This window comes from Shouchella clausii (assembly GCF_002250115.1).
Lineage (GTDB): Bacteria > Bacillota > Bacilli > Bacillales > Bacillaceae_D > Shouchella > Shouchella clausii.
In genome coordinates this window covers 1,037,526-1,054,009 of the sequence record NZ_CP019985.1, presented here as the reverse complement: position 1 = coordinate 1,054,009, position 16,484 = coordinate 1,037,526, and the positions used below count along the sequence as shown (strand labels likewise).

The window sequence follows — 16,484 nt, the reverse complement described above, 5'->3', positions numbered from 1 at the left end:
GATCATCCTTTCCAAGTCTGAAATAGGTGATTTGCTGACATGATTGCTAGGGTGCTTTCAAATGCGTCTAAGCAAAAAAGCAACGTGGACCTAACCGCTATTTTGCCCATATTCCCTGCCTATGTTTTTGCCAACCCTCTTTTAAACTGGCCCATTTAGGTTTTAATGTTTTTGGACCGTCTGTGGATACGTATAAGCCGGTACGTGTGCTGGACAATAACCTTGCTGACTGCATAGGCAGGCACGGCAAGGAGAATTCCGACAAAACCTGCAAGCTGGCTGGCGACAAGGAGAACAAAAATAATCGTCAGCGGGTGCACGGAAAGCTGGCGCCCCATAATTTGTGGCGAGAAGACATTGCTTTCAATTTGCTGGATAATGACGACACCGACAATGACGAGCAACGCTTTTCCAGGTTGATCGAATAATGCAACGATAACGGCAGGGGCGGTGCCAATCCACGGTCCGATAAAGGGAATAACGTTTGTAAACAGGGCGACGAGCGCTAAAATCAACGCGTAATCTAGTTTGATGATTAAATACCAAATCAGGCAGAGAACGCCGACGCAAGCACTGACGAGAATTTGCCCTTGTATGTAGGAACTTAAGGCTTTATCTAAATCGCCAAGCACGCGCTTACCTTCTTCTTGCTCCCTTGCCGGAAACTGGTTAATGACCATCATCGGCGCCTTCTTGCCTTCCTTCAGCATATAGAAAAGCACGAAAGGGATAATTACAGCAATAATGACGACATTCGCCACTGCGCCAATGAAGGAGCCAATGCTGTCAATGATCGACTGTAAATAGCCTTGCAAGTTTTCAGTCATTGTTCTAGAAAGCTCATCCAATGAAAAATTGGCACTTTCCAAGAAATTTTGCAACGCAGGCTGCTTTTGCAAATCTACGAATAAGTTGTGAATATCGTTTGCATATCCTGGCACATTGTCAACGAATGTCATAAATTGTTTTTGTAAAAGCGGCCCGACATAAAGCAAAGCGGCTGTGGCAAGGCCAGCCAACGCAAGGAAGACAATGAGAATCGAAAGGCCGCGGTGAAGTTTTTTGTTTAGCAAGTTAACAAATGGTCTTAGCAAATAGTAAATGACAAGGGAGATGACGATTGGCGTAAACAACGTTTGAAAAAGCACGGCAATCGGCATAAAAATAAAGTTAACCAGCGAACTTAAGTAAACGATCAACAAAAGGACAATAATCCAACACGCAAAACGAAATGCTTTGCTCTCCATCATTGCACGCTCAACCTTTCTTTTTCACAATACGTTTGCTTCCTTTGATAGGAAAAAAGAAACTGTATCAGTACTATACCACATTCTTTCGGAAATAGATGAATCAGTTCTCTTAAAATGCAAAAATCTCCGGTTTGTGCTACAGTTTACCGGGAAGAGAACGAATATTATAAAAAGGGTGGTAGCGATGCGGATTGTAACAGGCGAGGAAATGGCGAGCATTGATGCAATTACAATGAACAAAGTGGGTCTCCCTGGCGCTGTCCTAATGGAAAATGCCGGACGCGGAATTGCTCGTAAGCTGTTGGACCTCTATGGACGTAAGCGCCGCTTTTTTATTGTCATTGGCAGCGGAAACAATGGCGGCGATGGGTTTGTTGTCGCGAGAGTGCTAAAAGACGAAGGCGCGGAAGTACAAGTATTCATTGTGCCGGAAGAAAGCCGGTACAAAGGAGATGCCAAACTACATAAACGTGTATTCGAGCAAAGTGGCTACCGTTGGAAGTATTGGAAAGACATTGAGAGCCAATTGCCAGCCATGCTTTACGAAACGGACATTATTGTGGATGCGCTCCTCGGTACAGGCGTAAGTGGCCAAGTGAAGGAACCGTATGCTTCCGTGATCGGCAGCTTAAACAAATTGAAAAATGAAATCGTATCGGTTGATTTGCCAAGCGGCGTTCCAGCCGGCAGCGCCGAGCTGAACCATGAAGCAATAAAAGCAGACCGTACCCTTACTTTACAATGGACAAAGGTAAGCTATTATTTAGAAGAAACCAAACCCTATTTCGGAGAAGTAGACGTCGTCCCGGTCGGCATTCCACCTAACACGTTACGTCATCTCGCCTCACAACGCTACATTTGGGGCAAAAATGAAGTAGTCAATAGCTGGGTAATGAGCAAACCGAATGCCCACAAAGGCGATAACGGACGGGTTGGCATTATTGCCGGCAGCGAGGCAATGCCAGGAGCAGCAGCGCTGGCTGGGTCGGCAGCTGTGCGCAGCGGGGCAGGATTTACGACGATAGCGACAGTAGCGCAAAATGTGCCGGTGGTTGCCAGCCACGTAAAAGAAGCGATGTATACGATTTTTAGCGAACAACACGGCTATCTTGCCCCTACAGAAGCTGAATTGGCCGCTTTTATGGCCAATAAGCAATCGATTGCGGTCGGACCTGGGCTTGGACGCACGCCTGAACTGACTAAGATGGTTGCGTACTTGCTTCATCATTTCAAAGGTGTGTTGATTGTCGATGCTGACGCTTTGCATGGTTTGAAAGAGTGTGGGCCGATTGTCCGGGAGCGAACGGCTCCGACGGTGATTACGCCTCATCCTGGCGAAATGGCGATGTTAATTGACCAATCTGCTTCATATGTCAATAAAAACCGCTTTGAAGTAGCAGAGAGTTATGCGGAGCAATATGGCGTGTATGTCGTTTTGAAAGGGCCGAACACAATTGTTGCTGAACCAAGCGGTTGTATTTCTGTCAATGTAACAGGCAATGCCGGGCTTGCCAAAGGCGGTTCAGGCGACGTGCTTACAGGGATGGTCGCTGCACTTGTTGCCCGGCAACGGATTCAACCTGCTCTCTCATCAGCCGTATTTTTCCATGGCTATGCAGCGGACTTGCTGGCTAAACAACGACACGTCCTTGCCACTATCACCCCAAGCGATATTATTGAGCATTTGCCAGAGGCGTTCTCCATTGTTGATGATGATTAAGTTGAACGTTTGCCATTCCCTTTTTAGGATGCGTATCGTCATATTTACAAAGTTAATAGACAGCATGAAAAAACCACCGAACGGTGGTTTTTTGGTTTTAAGCATTAACGGTAGGGAGCAAGCCTTATAGGATAACCGCCTGCACGATTTTGCCGGGGCTGCAATATGTTTTTTCACGGTTCTCCACGGATTTACACTCACTTTTTAGTGTATAGCGGGTTTTAAATTGTGCAATGATGAGAATATAAAGGTAGGAAGATTTTCAGATGTACAAAGGAGATTGCTATGAAAAAATTACAGGTTACGTTAGCTTCGACATTTATGGTTATGGCCTTGATGGCATGCAACCAAGACAATAACGGGAATAACGACAATGCACCAGAGCACGAGGCCGATCTTGGCACAGAGCAAGGCCAAGGGGCAGATAGCACAGAAGACTTGAATAATGCAAACATTCAAGTAGACATGGAAACGGCGGTTTCTGAATTTGAGAACGTCTATCCTGATGCCTCTATTTCAAGCATCGAGTTAGAGGCGGAGCGCGGTACGTGGCAATATGAGATTCAAGGACTTGACGATGAGAAGGAATATGAGATCATCGTAGACGCAAATACACAAGAAGTAACAAACGAACGGGAAGAAGCCCTTGATGCAAATGATGCTGGAGGCGTGGAGCGTCAAGAGGATGCATTGGACATGGACAACATCATTGATCCTCAGGAAGCGGTTGATATTGCTTTATCGGAAGCGGAAGGCGCAATAAGCAGCTGGAAGTTAGAGAAGGACGACCAAGTGACGTATTATGAAGTAACAGTTACCAATGCAGGCAACAACTATGATATTAAACTTGATGCCACAAACGGAGAGGTACTTGGAACGGACCGAGATGATTGAAGCCATAAAAGCCAAGAGTCTGAAAATAGCCCAGCTACCGTCTGAAAGATGATTTAGTAGGCATATCCTTGCAAAATAGACCCTTAGAACACAACCGATCATTCTAAGGGTCTTAGCATGTTCTCATTTGTAATGAGCACAAATCATTTGCTGAATTTCAAAACAGGCTATTGCTAGACAATCTCTCCCATCTCCACCACTTCTTTCCCGTTTACAAATAAAGGTCTGCTATCGTCAGTCATGACGGTAAAACGTGCTTCTTTATAAGGCAGGGAGTAGCCTTTTGAAACAACGTTTGTGGTCACATGAATGGCATCCGCTGTTGTGGTCATTTCGATGGAGACAAGCGCGTGTGCAGACTGCCAATTTTTCGTAATGCCGTCGTCTTCGTATATTGTGTAGTTTGATGTGTGCCCAGCGCCGCGGCTAGGAAACAGCAAAAAGCCGCGTTTGTCCTTGTCTTTTTTGGCAAATGTTCGTTTTGCTTCGTTTACAGGTATAATTGCTCCTGCTTTGACGAGCAGCGGTGTTTGGTGTGCTGGAGCCGGCAAAGTAGTTGTTGTGCCGCCTTCGACATGGTTGCCTGTGTAAAAATCATACCATCCGCCATTGTGAGCAGGTGCGTAAACAGTCCGTTCGGAAACGCCTGGTTCGACAACGGAAGCGACAAGCATGGATGGGCCGACGAGAAAATCATCGTTGTCTTCCCATGTGCGTGTGTCTTCTTCAAAATCAAAAAACGTTGGTTTTATAATTGGCTCATGGTTGGCGCTGGCATGGTAAAACGCTGTGTACCAATAAGGCGTTAACATCGACCGTAGTTGGATCAATTCACGAATGGCAGGGACGGCATCTTCGTACATCCAAGGTTCGTTAACGGTCTGATCTTCATTCCATGAATGGATCGTAAAGCGCGGATGGAATATGCCATTTTGCACCCAACGGATGAAGAGCTCTTCATCAGGCTTTGGACCAGCAAATCCACCGACATCGTGCCCAAAGTTGTAAATGCCAGATAGGCTTAGACTTATGCCTGTTTTGATGTTATAGCGAATCGTTTTCCACTCAGTACGGTTATCGCCTGTCCAAGTTTGCACATAACGATGCATGCCAGGGGCGCCAGAACGTGAAATTAAGAAAGGCCGTTCTTTTGGCGTATGTTCAGCTTGTGCTTCAAATGAGGCTTTCATCATTAAAAGCGGCTGGAGAGCGCGGATCGTTTGGAATGGTAGCTCGTACCCGAATCCATTGACACGTGCGTCCTGGCTCCAAATTTCATATTCATTGTTATCATTCCAAGTGGATGTTATGCCGTATGCAAGCAATTGCTGTTGCACTTGGTTTATCCACCAACGATAAGCGGCTTCATTTGTAAAATCGATATAAGCTCCGCCGCCATCCCAAAATTGAGCCGTTTCTGTTTCGCCGTTGCCGTTTTTAATAAAAAACGATTGTTGTTCCAAGTCGCTATACTGTGGATGGTCCTTAAGCAAAGCAGGCTTAATATTGGCTGCAAGCCGTAGCCCCTTGTCGCTAAAGTCACGGGCAAGCTTTTGGACATCAGGGAATTTGTCTTTGTTCCAGTGAAAGACGTACCGTTTATCGCCAATCGATGTATAGCCAGAGGATAGTTGAAATGAATCGCATAAAATATCGTTTTCCTCGCATTTTTCGATAAACTCATATAGCCGTTCTTGGGCATTTTCAGCGTCTGTATAAGTCATGGTTGAACCAGAATAGCCAATGCTCCACTTAGGCGGGAGCGCTGTGTTCCCTGTCATCCATGTATAGGTTTGTACGACATCCTTCATCGTAGGACCGGCAATCATGTAATAATCTAGGTCACCTGCTTCAGCCTCAAAATAGCGGTATAGCCCATGGTAGTTATCCAGTTCCTTGCCAAGGTCAAAATAGCCAGGAGCCAAATTGTCATAAAACAAGCCGTAAGAAAAGGCTGATTCAGGTTGGTGTGTGATGTAAAAAGGGATATGTTTGTACAATGGATCCGAGTGTTCGGCGTCATAGCCCATAGCGTCAATCGTTACATTGCGGTAACGGCCATGGTGACGGTTCAGGGTACCTGTCCGCTCCCCTAATCCATAATAGCGTTCACGAATGTCTCGTTTTAAATAATGCTTAATCCCTGTCCCGAGCTCGCCTTTGAAATTATATGCTTGTGTGTCTCGGTCTTGGGCAAACCAAGTCCACTTGTCTTTGTCACGCCGGTGCCAAGTAATGCGAAAGCCTTCTTTTTTAATGGTCGCTTTTAACATCTCTGTTTTGACAACATAGGCGTCTTCCGTTTCACGAAAATCATATGGCGGACAGCTAAAATGTTCCGTGCTTTTGCGCTCTCGCCCTTTGTAAGGGAGATCGTCCAGACCAGGAGCGATGCTCCATGTGCGCTCAAGTTCAAGCCCGCTTTCTTTTTCAAATAACACGCGGATGATTTTAGGTTCTAGCACAAAAACATGTGCTTTTATGTCTGTGTTTGGAGCAACAAATTCGATATGAGCGTCGTGTTTCGTTGCAACAGTAAATGAATAACGGTGTTGAATATTCATAATGGGTTTCTCTCCTTTGGATGATCGATCTATCTAGTTATTTATTCCATTAATCCCGCTAGAGTCGGCAGCCACGTGCTTAAAAAAGGAAACATCGTTACGAGCAGTAAAACAACGATGATCGCGCCGTAAAATGGAAGCAAGGGGCGGATGACTTCTTCAATTTTAACTTTGCCGATGGTGCTGCCAACAAATAAAGCGCTTCCTCCTGGTGGCGTAATGTTGCCAATGCAAAGGTTGACAATTAAAATGACGCCAAAATGGACTGGGTCCATGCCAAACTCCATCACGACTGGTAAAAAGATGGGCGTAAAGATCAGGATCGCCGGTGTGACGTCCATGACAATGCCGATTATTAACAAAATCACATTAATCAACAGCAAAATAAGAATAGGGTTATCCGTCAAAGCTAAAATCGCAGAGCTAATTGCGCTCGGGATGCCAGTAAATGACATGACTAGGGAAAGCATCGCCGATGTCCCAATTAGGAACATGATGACGACGGTTAGTTCAACGGCTTCTTTAAAAATGCCTGGCAACTGCCGCAATGTTAGGCTTTTGTAGGCAAAAGACAGAAGCAACGCATACACAATCGCGACCGCAGACGCTTCGGTCGCCGTAAATAGACCGCCGATAATGCCACCAATGATAATAATGACTAAAAACAGGCTAGGGATCGCTTCCCAGATAACTTTTAAGGGAGACTCAACCTTCGTTGCTGACGATGTTGTGTAGCCTTTCTTTTTAGCAATAAAAAAAGCGACAACCAGTGTAGCAAGACCCCAAAGGATGCCAGGCAAATAACCAGCAAGGAAAAGGGCCGCCACCGACGTTCCGCCGCTAACTAAGGAATAGATAATAAACAACCCTGTTGGAGGAATAATCAATCCAGTTGGGGCGGAGGCAATGTTGACTGCGGCTGAAAATTTCCGGTCATACCCTTCTTTTTCCTGCAATGGGTTCATGACTTTGCCGATTGCAGCAGCGGAAGCGACGGAAGAGCCGGCAATCGATCCAAAAAGCATGTTTCCAACAATGTTCGTATGGGCAAGGGAACCTGGCAATTTGCCTGTAAATAGTTTCGCTACATTGACAAGCCGGAGAGCGATGCCTCCTTGGTTCATGATAATGCCTGTCAACAAAAAGAATGGGACTGCTAACAGCGTAAAGCTGTCAATGCCTGTCACCATCTTTTGCGCAGACGTAAAAATCGCGACATCAAACGGGGCGATCAAAAACATCGTGACAATCGATGCGCCTGCGACACTGATGGCGATTGGCACGCCTAGTAAAAGCAATCCTAAAAACACGACAATTAAACTGATACCTGCAAGGAGAGCCATTTTATCAATCCTTCTTTATGAAATAATCTTATAGGTCAATCGGTTCATCGGAGCCTTGGTTTGTCCCATTTTTGCCTGTTAGTAGTTCTGTCAGGCAGAACCAAGTGATCAGCAGGCCAGAGATAGGCAATGATAAATAGACAAAGCCCATTGGTATGCCAAGTGAGACCGTTTGTTGTGACATCGTTAATGACACAAGCTGGATGCCGCCATACACCATGACAAGTAAGGCAAAGGCAATGAGAAAAAGCTGGACGAGCTGGCGCACTCGTTTTTGAGTCGCATCTGAAAAGCGGTTAACGAGCATTTCAATCGCAATATGTTTTTTGAGATGGAAGGCATAAGCACCGCCAATCATTGTGACCCAGATAAGCGAGTAACGAAGAAATTCTTCTGAAAAAGTGCTAGGGGCATTGAGGACATAGCGGCTAAAGACTTGCCAAATCGCGACAAGCACCATGAGCCCAAACATGACCGACGATAGGAATATGATTATTTTTCCTAATCCACCATTGATTTTCTCAATCATTTGTGTGCCCCTCCTTACGCATTTCTTGAATACGCTCATAAAATGGCGCTAAATCTCGGTCTTGTTTTACTTGTTGATGCATGGGTTCGACACTTTCACGGAATGCCGCTTTATCGACATCTTCATGGAATGTGACGCCCATCTCTTCCGCATTGGCAATCGCTTCCGCGGTTTCAGCGGCCCATAACTCCTTGTGAAACTCACTAGACTCAAGTGCTGCTTCTTTTAAAATCCTTTGTTCCTCTGAGCTAAAACTTTCCCAGCGATTTTGGTTAAAGATAAGCAAATCAGGGACAATGGCGTGTTCTGTGTAAGAATACTCTTTTGCTACTTCCCCATGGTTGTTTGAGGTTAAAGCGGTTTCATTGTTTTCAGTACCGTCTATGACACCTTGTTGAAGGGCAGTATATACTTCACCGAACGCCATCGGGGTAGGAGCTCCGCCCATCAAGCGCGTCATTTCAATCGCCGTTTCGCTTGGCTGTACGCGAATTTTTAAGCCTCTCAGGTCCTCAGGCGCTAACACAGGTGTGCCGATCGTATACATATTGCGAATGCCTGCATCATAGTAGGTTAGACCGAAAAAGCCATTGTCAGCAGTGGAATCATAGATGTCCGTTGCGATATCGCTTTCCATGACCGTGTAATAATGGTCGGCCCCATCAAATAAATAAGGAATACTAAATAAGGCGTAAACAGGCGAAAAACTTTCTAACGCGGTAGCGCTTACTTTTGTCGCATCTACCGCCCCTGTTTGCGTTAATTCAATTGCTTCCCGTTCAGAACCAAGTTGGCCGTTGGGGAAAATTTCAAATGTCAGAGCGCCATCGCTTTTTTCTTCAGCTAATTCTGCAAAATGAAGCAAAGACTGATGAATGGGATGGCTTTCGTTCATATTGTGTGCAAGGCGCAATGTCGTTTTCTCTGTTGACAAGCTAGCTGGTGTAGCGCACGCAACAGTAAGACTAATAAAAACGCTTCCAAAAAATAGAGCTGTGCGACGCATGGAACTTCCTCCTTGAGTTTATAACAACGTTGTTATTTTTAAATAAAAAGAAACCGCTGTCATTCCTTTAATAACAACGTTGTTATTTCATCATATATCGATTAGACTAGTTTTAGCAAGTATTTTTTAGATCGAAACGCTGCCTAAAGGAGAGAAAGAATGACGGTTACGATTAAGGATATTGCAAAAGCAGCTAATGTTAGTTATTCGACGGTCTCGAAAGCATTAAATGACAGCCCCCTAGTTAAGCCGGAAACAAAGCGTATGATCGTAGAAAAGGCGAATGAACTCGGCTATACGCCTAATTTTTCGGCTAAGCATTTAGTGACGAGGCGCACGAATACGATTGGTTTGGTGTGGCCGACAATTGAGCGTGTTGCTTTGTCGGCATTGGTTACACAAGTAAATCAACATATAACAAACAGCGGACGGACAATGATTTTATCCATTAATCATGCACTTGAGGCAGTAGAGCTATTTTCAAGAATGCGAATCGACGGCATTTTGTTATTTGAAGAAGAAATTCCGCAAGACAAACTCCCAAATAACATCGGGATCCCCTTGCTCTCTTACGGGGTACCTGCTATTGAACAGTTTCCGACTGTCGGCGTCCAGCATGAATTGGCAATGGAGTTAGCAGTAAAAGAGTTTGTAGAAATCAGCCACCAATCCATTGCTTACGCTGGTGTTATAAATGGGACGGGAAGGCGACAACAAGCAAAACAAATAGGATATGAAGAGGCCATGAGAAAGAGGGGGCTTAAGTCGCAACTTATTGATACCGGGGGACTTGACGCTTGTGACGCTGATGGCGCGATCGAACGTTTGCTGACGGAGTCCACTCTCCCAACAGCGATCATTTGTTCCAGCTACGACATTGCGATCGGGGCATTACGGGCATTAAGGCGGAACGGCGTTCAAGTTCCAAATGATTTGTCGCTCATCTCCTATGACAATATCCCACAGCTAGCCGAAGCAGACGTGCCATTGACAGCAGTAGGCGTTCCAATTGACAAGCTTGCAAAAGAGTTAGTAGAAACACTGCTGGCCTTAATAGAAGGGGAGCAGGCAGCTACTGGTCGGAAACTAACTCCCGAACTGGTGCGGAGAAAATCGACGAAACCAAGGTCATAACGTTGTTTAGAGGAAGAATCATCATGAAGCGCTGCATGATGGTTCTTTTTTCGTTGTCAGATAAGTCGCTGTTGTCTTATGTGAAGTGAATCCCGTAACGGCTTCGTATCGTAAATAACGGTAATGATTTTATTCATTGAGATGAAGTTGCTTGCGTGTGACGTTACGTTACAGGTTACGATAGGGGAAAGGGGGGGAAATAGGATGGAGATGACAATCAGCATGTTCGCCAAAAAAGTCGGCACCACGGTACGGACATTACGTTATTACGACCAAATTGGTTTGTTGACGCCTGAACGGCAAAATGAAAATGGTCATAAACTGTACACCCGCAAAGAATGGGAACGGTATCAGCAAATTCAAGTTTTTAAGCATCTTGGTTTCTCGCTTGCTGATATGAAAGAGAGGCTTACTACCTCTACTTGGAGTGCACGGGAAATGCTTGTGGCCCAGAAAAACATGCTTGAACAAAAGAAAAGGGAATTAGAAGAGGTGTTGGCGACAATTAGGCGTGCGGAAGCTTTATATGATTTAGAAGGGATCGAGGAAGAAGATCTCGATGATTTGCTGTTTGTGCTCCTTGACGCTTTCCGTTTGGAGAAACGGCAGAAAGATGCATTAATCGCCCATTTTCCTGAAAGTCCATTAAGTGAATTGTTTGACTATGATGAGGATCCTGACGTACAACTAGAAATAGACAAACAAGGGGCTTATTTTTACAAACGGATGAAAAACGCGCTTCATAACGGCGTTGACCCAGGAGCCGAAGAAGTCCAAAGCTATGTAAAAGAGCTATTTTCTAGTTTTCCAATGAAATCGGTCCCGAATGTGGTTGATGAGCTTGGTGATATTGAAGCGTTTTTCGTAGAACATGAGAGGCTATTTTTCATCCTTTTCCCTGAAAGATTACAAAAATATATGGATGAAGCAATGGAAGTTTACTTTAGAAATGAAAGTGGTGAAGAAGATGGAACATGAACTAGCCGGCTCATTGGGAGCTAGACGATTTTGGTCGATGGTCAAACCTTTTTTGCCGAAGGTGGCTTGGCTCGTTCTTGCAGTTGTTCTTGTCATTGGTGAAACAAGCCTGTCGCTCATTGTCCCGCTATTGACGATGAATTTCGTGGACGAAATGAATGCAGTTGGCTTAAACGGCCAAACGGTGTTTTTGCTTGCGTCTGTGTTTTTAGCACAACTTGTGATGTCCGGTTTTGCCCTTTATACGATGATGTACATTGGCCAGAAAGTCGTGTTCGCGCTAAGGAAAGAAGCTTGGCAACGGATGCTGCACTTGCCTGTTCCTTTTTTTGACAGGCACTCGTCTGGGGAATTGATGAGCCGGATGACCAATGATACGCTTGTCATAAAAGATTTTCTAACGATGCAGTTAATCCCGTTTTTTTCGGGCATTGTTTCGATTATTGGCTCGATCGTCTTGCTTCTTGCGATTGACTGGAAAATGACGTTGATGATGCTTACTGTTGTTCCGGCTTCGCTTCTTGTAATGATTCCATTAGGCCGCAGTATGTATAAGGTGTCGAAGTCTTTACAAGATGAAACAGCCTCTTTTCAAGGCGATTTAGGCCGCGTTCTATCAGATATCCGCCTTGTCAAGGCGTCCCTTGCTGAAGGAGTCGAACAGAAAGTCGGCCTCTCGCGTATGGCAAAACTGTTTCGCTTTGGGATGCGTGAAGGGAAGATTATGGCTGTCATTCAACCATTGATGATGAGCGCCATGCTCATTATGCTCGTTGTGATTTTCGGCTACGGAGGCATGAGGGTTTCGGCAGGGACGCTGTCGGCGGGAGCTCTTGTTGCCATCATTTTTTACTTATTTCAAATTGCGATGCCTTTTACACAAATGGCCAGCTTTTTCACTCAATTTCAAAAGGCGCTTGGCGCAAGTGAACGCCTTGAGACGATTTTGCGAGCTGAGCCGGAAAAGAATGCTGAAAACGTAGATGGAGCAGTTGCGCCTGCTGGCACACTCAGCTTCCAAGGCGTTTCCTTTGGTTACACTGCTGACAAGCCAATTTTAAAAGAGGTAGATTTTGATGCTCCTATCGGCAAGGTCACCGCTTTTGTAGGGCCAAGTGGAGCAGGGAAGACGACATTGTTTTCATTGATTGAACGTTTTTATGTGCCAGACGACGGCACGATCCAATATAAGGGTCATTCCATCCATCGCCTCCCTTTGCATGAGTGGCGGCAAAAGATTGCCTATGTTTCCCAAGACTCGCCGATCATGGCAGGCACGATCCGCTCCAATTTGGTTTATGGGCTGACGGATGTTCCTGAAGAGAACATGACGGCAGCGGTTCGGCATGCAAATTTAGAGTCGTTTATTGCTTCCCTTCCAGACAGATACGATACGGAAGTAGGAGAGCGAGGCGTCCGTCTATCAGGTGGACAACGGCAACGCCTTGCGATCGCCCGGGCGATGATCCGCGATCCTGAAATCTTGCTTCTTGATGAAGCAACGGCACACTTGGACAGTTCATCGGAAAAACTCGTGCAGGAAGCGCTTGAAGTGCTGATGGAAGGACGGACGACACTTGTGATTGCCCATCGATTAGCGACCGTTAGGCATGCGGATCAATTGATTGTACTAGAGGAAGGAAACGTAACGGGCGCGGGCACACACGCTGAACTGCTGGATACACACCCACTTTATAAGGAACTGGTAAGCCAGCAGCTTCAGTTCAATTAAGGAAAGTGGGCGCCCATTCATTGTGTTCGATGAAGGCGTCATAAAAGCCATTTCCCAATTTGTAATTGCCGCCAAAGCAGGTATAATGAAACGAAAGACATGTAGGAAGGTGTGCGTCCAAAGTGGGTTCGTTGCTCGCGCAAATCGAAAAAGAATTGGAAAGCCTATCAGAGGCAGAGGCCCGAATTGGGCAAACGATATTGGACAGTCCAAGCCAAATCCCAAGCATGACGACGAAAGAGCTGTCCGCTCGCGCTGGGGTCAGTGAGGCAAGTGTCATCCGCTTCTGCAAGAAAATCGGAATTAACAGTTTCCGGCTGTTTAAAATGGAACTGATGAAAGATGTAACGGCTTCAAAAGAAAGGTTGACCGACTTTTCATCGTTGCAAGAAAAAGACGCGCCTTATGATTTGTTCCGCAGAGTGACGTTTACGAATAAAAGCGCGATCGAATTGTCACTATCATCGATAGATCGGAAGCAGCTTGAAGCTGCTGTTGCTGCCCTAATGACAGCGAAGCGCATCGTCTTTTACGGAGTCGGCGGCTCTGCCGCTGCTGCATTCGACGGCAGCTATAAGTTTACGCGAATCGGCTATCAGGCATCTTCTTCTCAAGATTTCCATTACAATCTCTCGCTCATTCCTTATATGGAAAAAGGCGATATATTTGTGGCAATCAGCTTGTCTGGAAAAACGCAGGATGTAGTGGAATTGGCCTCATTCGCAAAAAAGCAAGGCGTCACCGTTGTGGCGATTACGAAAATGGAACGCTCGCCATTGTATAGGTTGGCAGATATTACTCTTTGTACGCCAAATGTGGAGGAAGACTTCCGCATCGGCACGATCGCCTCGCGAATGACGCAGTTGAACATTATTGATACGCTTTATTTAAGTGTATTCCATGAAAAAGACGAAGACACGATTACCGCGTTTTTAAAAGCCCGTGACGAAGCATTGCGCTTACGCCGCTAAGCCAAAAGAGCCTTAGGCCAAATCAACGCCTAAAGCTCTTTTTATATAGAACGACACGAAGTTCTTTTTATTTAGGAGCAAGCTCAACCGCGTCACGATAAGCGGCCAGAAGGCTTCGTTCATCGGCTATGTTTTTGCCGGCGATGTCAAAGGCAGTACCGTGGTCAACAGACGTGCGGACAATGCCGCCTTTTAGGCCAACCGTGATGTTTACGCCTGCTTCTAAGCCCATTACCTTTATTGGCACATGGCCTTGGTCGTGGTAGCAAGCGACAACAATGTCAAAGTCGCCGCGAGCAGCCCGGAAAAACAGTGTGTCTGCTGGGTATGGTCCTTCTACATCGATCCCTTCTCCACGCGCCTTTTCAATCGCAGGGACCAATTTTTCTTCCTCTTCGCCTTCTCCGAACAGGCCGTTCTCACCAGCGTGTGGGTTAATGCCACATACAGCAATCTTTGGCTGTTTGTTTCCGGCGGCCGCAAGTGTTTCATGAGCTAAAGAAATGACTTTATATGTCCGTTCTGGGTTAATCATATCAATCGCTTTGCGCAAGCCTACGTGTGTAGTCAAGTGGATCACTTTTAAATTTGGGGCAGATAGCATCATTGAAAAATCAGTGGTTCCAGTTAGTTCAGCTAAAATTTCCGTATGGCCTGGATACAGATGCCCTGCTTTTTGCATCGCTTCTTTGTTTAATGGAGCTGTACAAATGGCATTGATTTTTTTTGCTTTCGCTAGCTCAACTGCTCGTTCAACATAACGGAAAGCTGCGTTGCCCGCTGCTTCGCTAACTTGTCCGAAAGCTACGCCTTCCGTTAACAAGCGCATGTCAATGACTTCAATCGTTCCTGGTTCAAAGACACACTCGTCAACCGTTGATACAGATACAACATTTAATTCTGTTTCGGTTATGTCGACAGCCCGTTCCATGATAGCCGCATCGCCGATCACGACAGGACGCCCAATTTTAAAGGTTGATTCATCGGCCAATGCTTTTGCGATGATTTCAGGGCCGACGCCGGCTGCGTCTCCCATGGTGATGCCAATGATTGGTCTCATTTGCTTTCCTCCTTAGTAAAGTGGCGGTATAGATTCGAGAAAGTCTGCTCGTTGCCGAAGGCGCCTGCTTTCGTAATCGCGTATGTCTGACGATGTTCGCCAGTAAACTGGGCAACAGGAATGCCCGGTTCAAATTCATCAAGCAAACGCAATTCATCGATGCTTAGCCGCCGGCATAGTGCTTTCGCGGTATCGCCGCCGGTCATAATAATCGCTTGGAAATGGCGAGTATCCATTAGTTTCGAGCCGATCGCTGCAATCGTATCGGCAATTCGTTTCGCCAATTCGCTAATTGCCGTGTTTGTTGTTTTCGCATAATCGTATACTTCAGCGACTTCTTGGCGCTCTGTCCCAGAAAAAATGACGGGTATTTTGCCGACCGCTAATGTCTTTTCAGCAGCGGCCACCACTCGCTCAAACTCTTTTGCTTGTGTATGGCGGTCATTGCTTGCTGCTGTTGCCGCATGGAGGCGAATCCCTTCTGTTTGCGGGTGCGTGAGCAAGTGGGCCACTTGTGTCTTGCTCACTTCACTCATGCTGCCAACGAGATAAAGGATGGGGTCGCTGCTAACAGGGTGGCCAGCAAAGGGTGTATTCGTGCCGGACACCATCGTTTGCGCAAGTGCATTCGATAAGCCGGCAGAACCAGCCAAGAGCAATCGTTTCGGCTGCTGCTGCGAAAAAGCAGCAATGCGTTCGAGCGTTTCCATTGAGACAGCATCACAAATAAAGACAGTTTGTTCGTTAGCGATGTTGCGATCAAGCCAAGCGCTAATCGTTTCTGGTTTTTCAGCCCATAACGATTCGGGAATATGGGCGATGGCTCCGTGAAACTGGCGGCCAATGTGGTCAGAAATGGCAGAGTCAGAAACAGGGTCTGCTTCGTTTCTGGCAAACTCTGTTTCCCCGATTGGCGTGCCATTTACGTAAAGGATCCCATCCTCGACTATACGGTTATTAGCAGGGAAACTAGGGGCCAATAAAATGCATTCCGGCTGCCAAGCTTCAGCAGTTGCTTCGAGTTCTGCCCCGACATTGCCACGCAACGTCGAATCGACTTTTTTTAAAATCAAATTTGGATTGTAAGGCGCTAATGCAGACATGGCTGCATGGACAGCCGCTTTCGCTTCTTTAGGAGAAAGGGCGCGGCTATCCGTATCGACCACGACTGCTTCTGCGCGATTTTCTGACGAACCTTTGCCATTGAGCCAGACAACTGTGTCCAAGCCTGCCTTGGCAAGCTGGACGCCGCTGTCATTTGCTCCGGTAAGGTCATCGGCAATGATGGCAATTTTCATGATGA

General features: G+C 46.1%; 13 protein-coding genes. 6 read left to right on the top strand and 7 right to left on the bottom strand.

The genetic code is table 11. The features are described 5' to 3' along the window. Positions 1-155 precede the first annotated feature (155 nt). A complete protein-coding gene (locus tag BC8716_RS04955) occupies positions 156-1,250 on the bottom strand; it encodes an AI-2E family transporter (RefSeq protein ID WP_094424211.1) in 1,095 nt (364 codons plus the stop codon). A 184-nt stretch (positions 1,251-1,434) separates the two neighbouring features. Between BC8716_RS04955 and BC8716_RS04950 the strand changes: the two genes are divergently transcribed. Both BC8716_RS04950 and BC8716_RS04945 read left to right on the top strand, forming a co-directional pair. Further along, entirely contained in the window at positions 1,435-2,970 is a 1,536-nt protein-coding gene (locus tag BC8716_RS04950) for an NAD(P)H-hydrate dehydratase (RefSeq protein ID WP_094424210.1), read from the top strand. Between the two features lie 285 nt (positions 2,971-3,255). Continuing rightward, complete coding sequence (locus tag BC8716_RS04945) at positions 3,256-3,864, top strand: PepSY domain-containing protein (protein WP_094424209.1); 609 nt, start codon at positions 3,256-3,258, stop codon at positions 3,862-3,864. Positions 3,865-4,037: 173 nt separating this feature from the next. Here BC8716_RS04945 and BC8716_RS04940 read toward each other — a convergent pair whose 3' ends face one another. The 4 genes from BC8716_RS04940 to BC8716_RS04925 are packed head-to-tail and all read right to left on the bottom strand — an operon-like array spanning position 4,038 to position 9,306. Beyond that, positions 4,038-6,428 (bottom strand): glycoside hydrolase family 31 protein, encoded by a 2,391-nt coding sequence (locus BC8716_RS04940; protein WP_094424208.1) that lies wholly within the window; start codon positions 6,426-6,428, stop codon positions 4,038-4,040. A 41-nt stretch (positions 6,429-6,469) separates the two neighbouring features. Then, positions 6,470-7,771 (bottom strand): TRAP transporter large permease, encoded by a 1,302-nt coding sequence (locus tag BC8716_RS04935; RefSeq protein ID WP_094424207.1) that lies wholly within the window; start codon positions 7,769-7,771, stop codon positions 6,470-6,472. Between the two features lie 28 nt (positions 7,772-7,799). Continuing rightward, a complete protein-coding gene (locus BC8716_RS04930; protein ID WP_094424206.1) occupies positions 7,800-8,300 on the bottom strand; it encodes a TRAP transporter small permease in 501 nt (166 codons plus the stop codon). Further along, positions 8,293-9,306, bottom strand: a complete 1,014-nt coding sequence (locus BC8716_RS04925; RefSeq protein ID WP_094424205.1) for a TRAP transporter substrate-binding protein — start codon at positions 9,304-9,306, stop codon at positions 8,293-8,295. The genes BC8716_RS04930 and BC8716_RS04925 overlap by 8 nt, the downstream gene beginning before the upstream one ends. 159 nt (positions 9,307-9,465) lie before the next feature. Between BC8716_RS04925 and BC8716_RS04920 the strand changes: the two genes are divergently transcribed. From BC8716_RS04920 to BC8716_RS04905, 4 genes are all read left to right on the top strand, one after another. Next, entirely contained in the window at positions 9,466-10,440 is a 975-nt protein-coding gene (locus tag BC8716_RS04920; protein ID WP_094424204.1) for a LacI family DNA-binding transcriptional regulator, read from the top strand. 204 nt (positions 10,441-10,644) lie between these two features. After that, positions 10,645-11,418, top strand: a complete 774-nt coding sequence (locus BC8716_RS04915; RefSeq protein ID WP_095238276.1) for a MerR family transcriptional regulator — start codon at positions 10,645-10,647, stop codon at positions 11,416-11,418. After that, the gene (locus tag BC8716_RS04910; RefSeq protein WP_251179821.1) at positions 11,408-13,150 is read left to right on the top strand and encodes an ABC transporter ATP-binding protein; all 1,743 of its coding nucleotides are present in this window, start codon (positions 11,408-11,410) and stop codon (positions 13,148-13,150) included. Before BC8716_RS04915 ends, BC8716_RS04910 begins: the two co-directional genes overlap by 11 nt. 122 nt (positions 13,151-13,272) lie before the next feature. After that, a complete protein-coding gene (locus BC8716_RS04905) occupies positions 13,273-14,121 on the top strand; it encodes a MurR/RpiR family transcriptional regulator (protein WP_094424201.1) in 849 nt (282 codons plus the stop codon). A gap of 67 nt (positions 14,122-14,188) precedes the next feature. Here BC8716_RS04905 and pdxA read toward each other — a convergent pair whose 3' ends face one another. Both pdxA and BC8716_RS04895 read right to left on the bottom strand, forming a co-directional pair. Then, complete coding sequence (pdxA, locus tag BC8716_RS04900; RefSeq protein WP_094424200.1) at positions 14,189-15,181, bottom strand: 4-hydroxythreonine-4-phosphate dehydrogenase PdxA; 993 nt, start codon at positions 15,179-15,181, stop codon at positions 14,189-14,191. Beyond that, on the bottom strand, positions 15,178-16,479 hold the full coding sequence (locus BC8716_RS04895) for a four-carbon acid sugar kinase family protein (protein ID WP_094424199.1): 1,302 nt from the start codon (positions 16,477-16,479) through the stop codon (positions 15,178-15,180). Before BC8716_RS04895 ends, pdxA begins: the two co-directional genes overlap by 4 nt. Between the last annotated feature and the right edge of the window lie 5 nt (positions 16,480-16,484).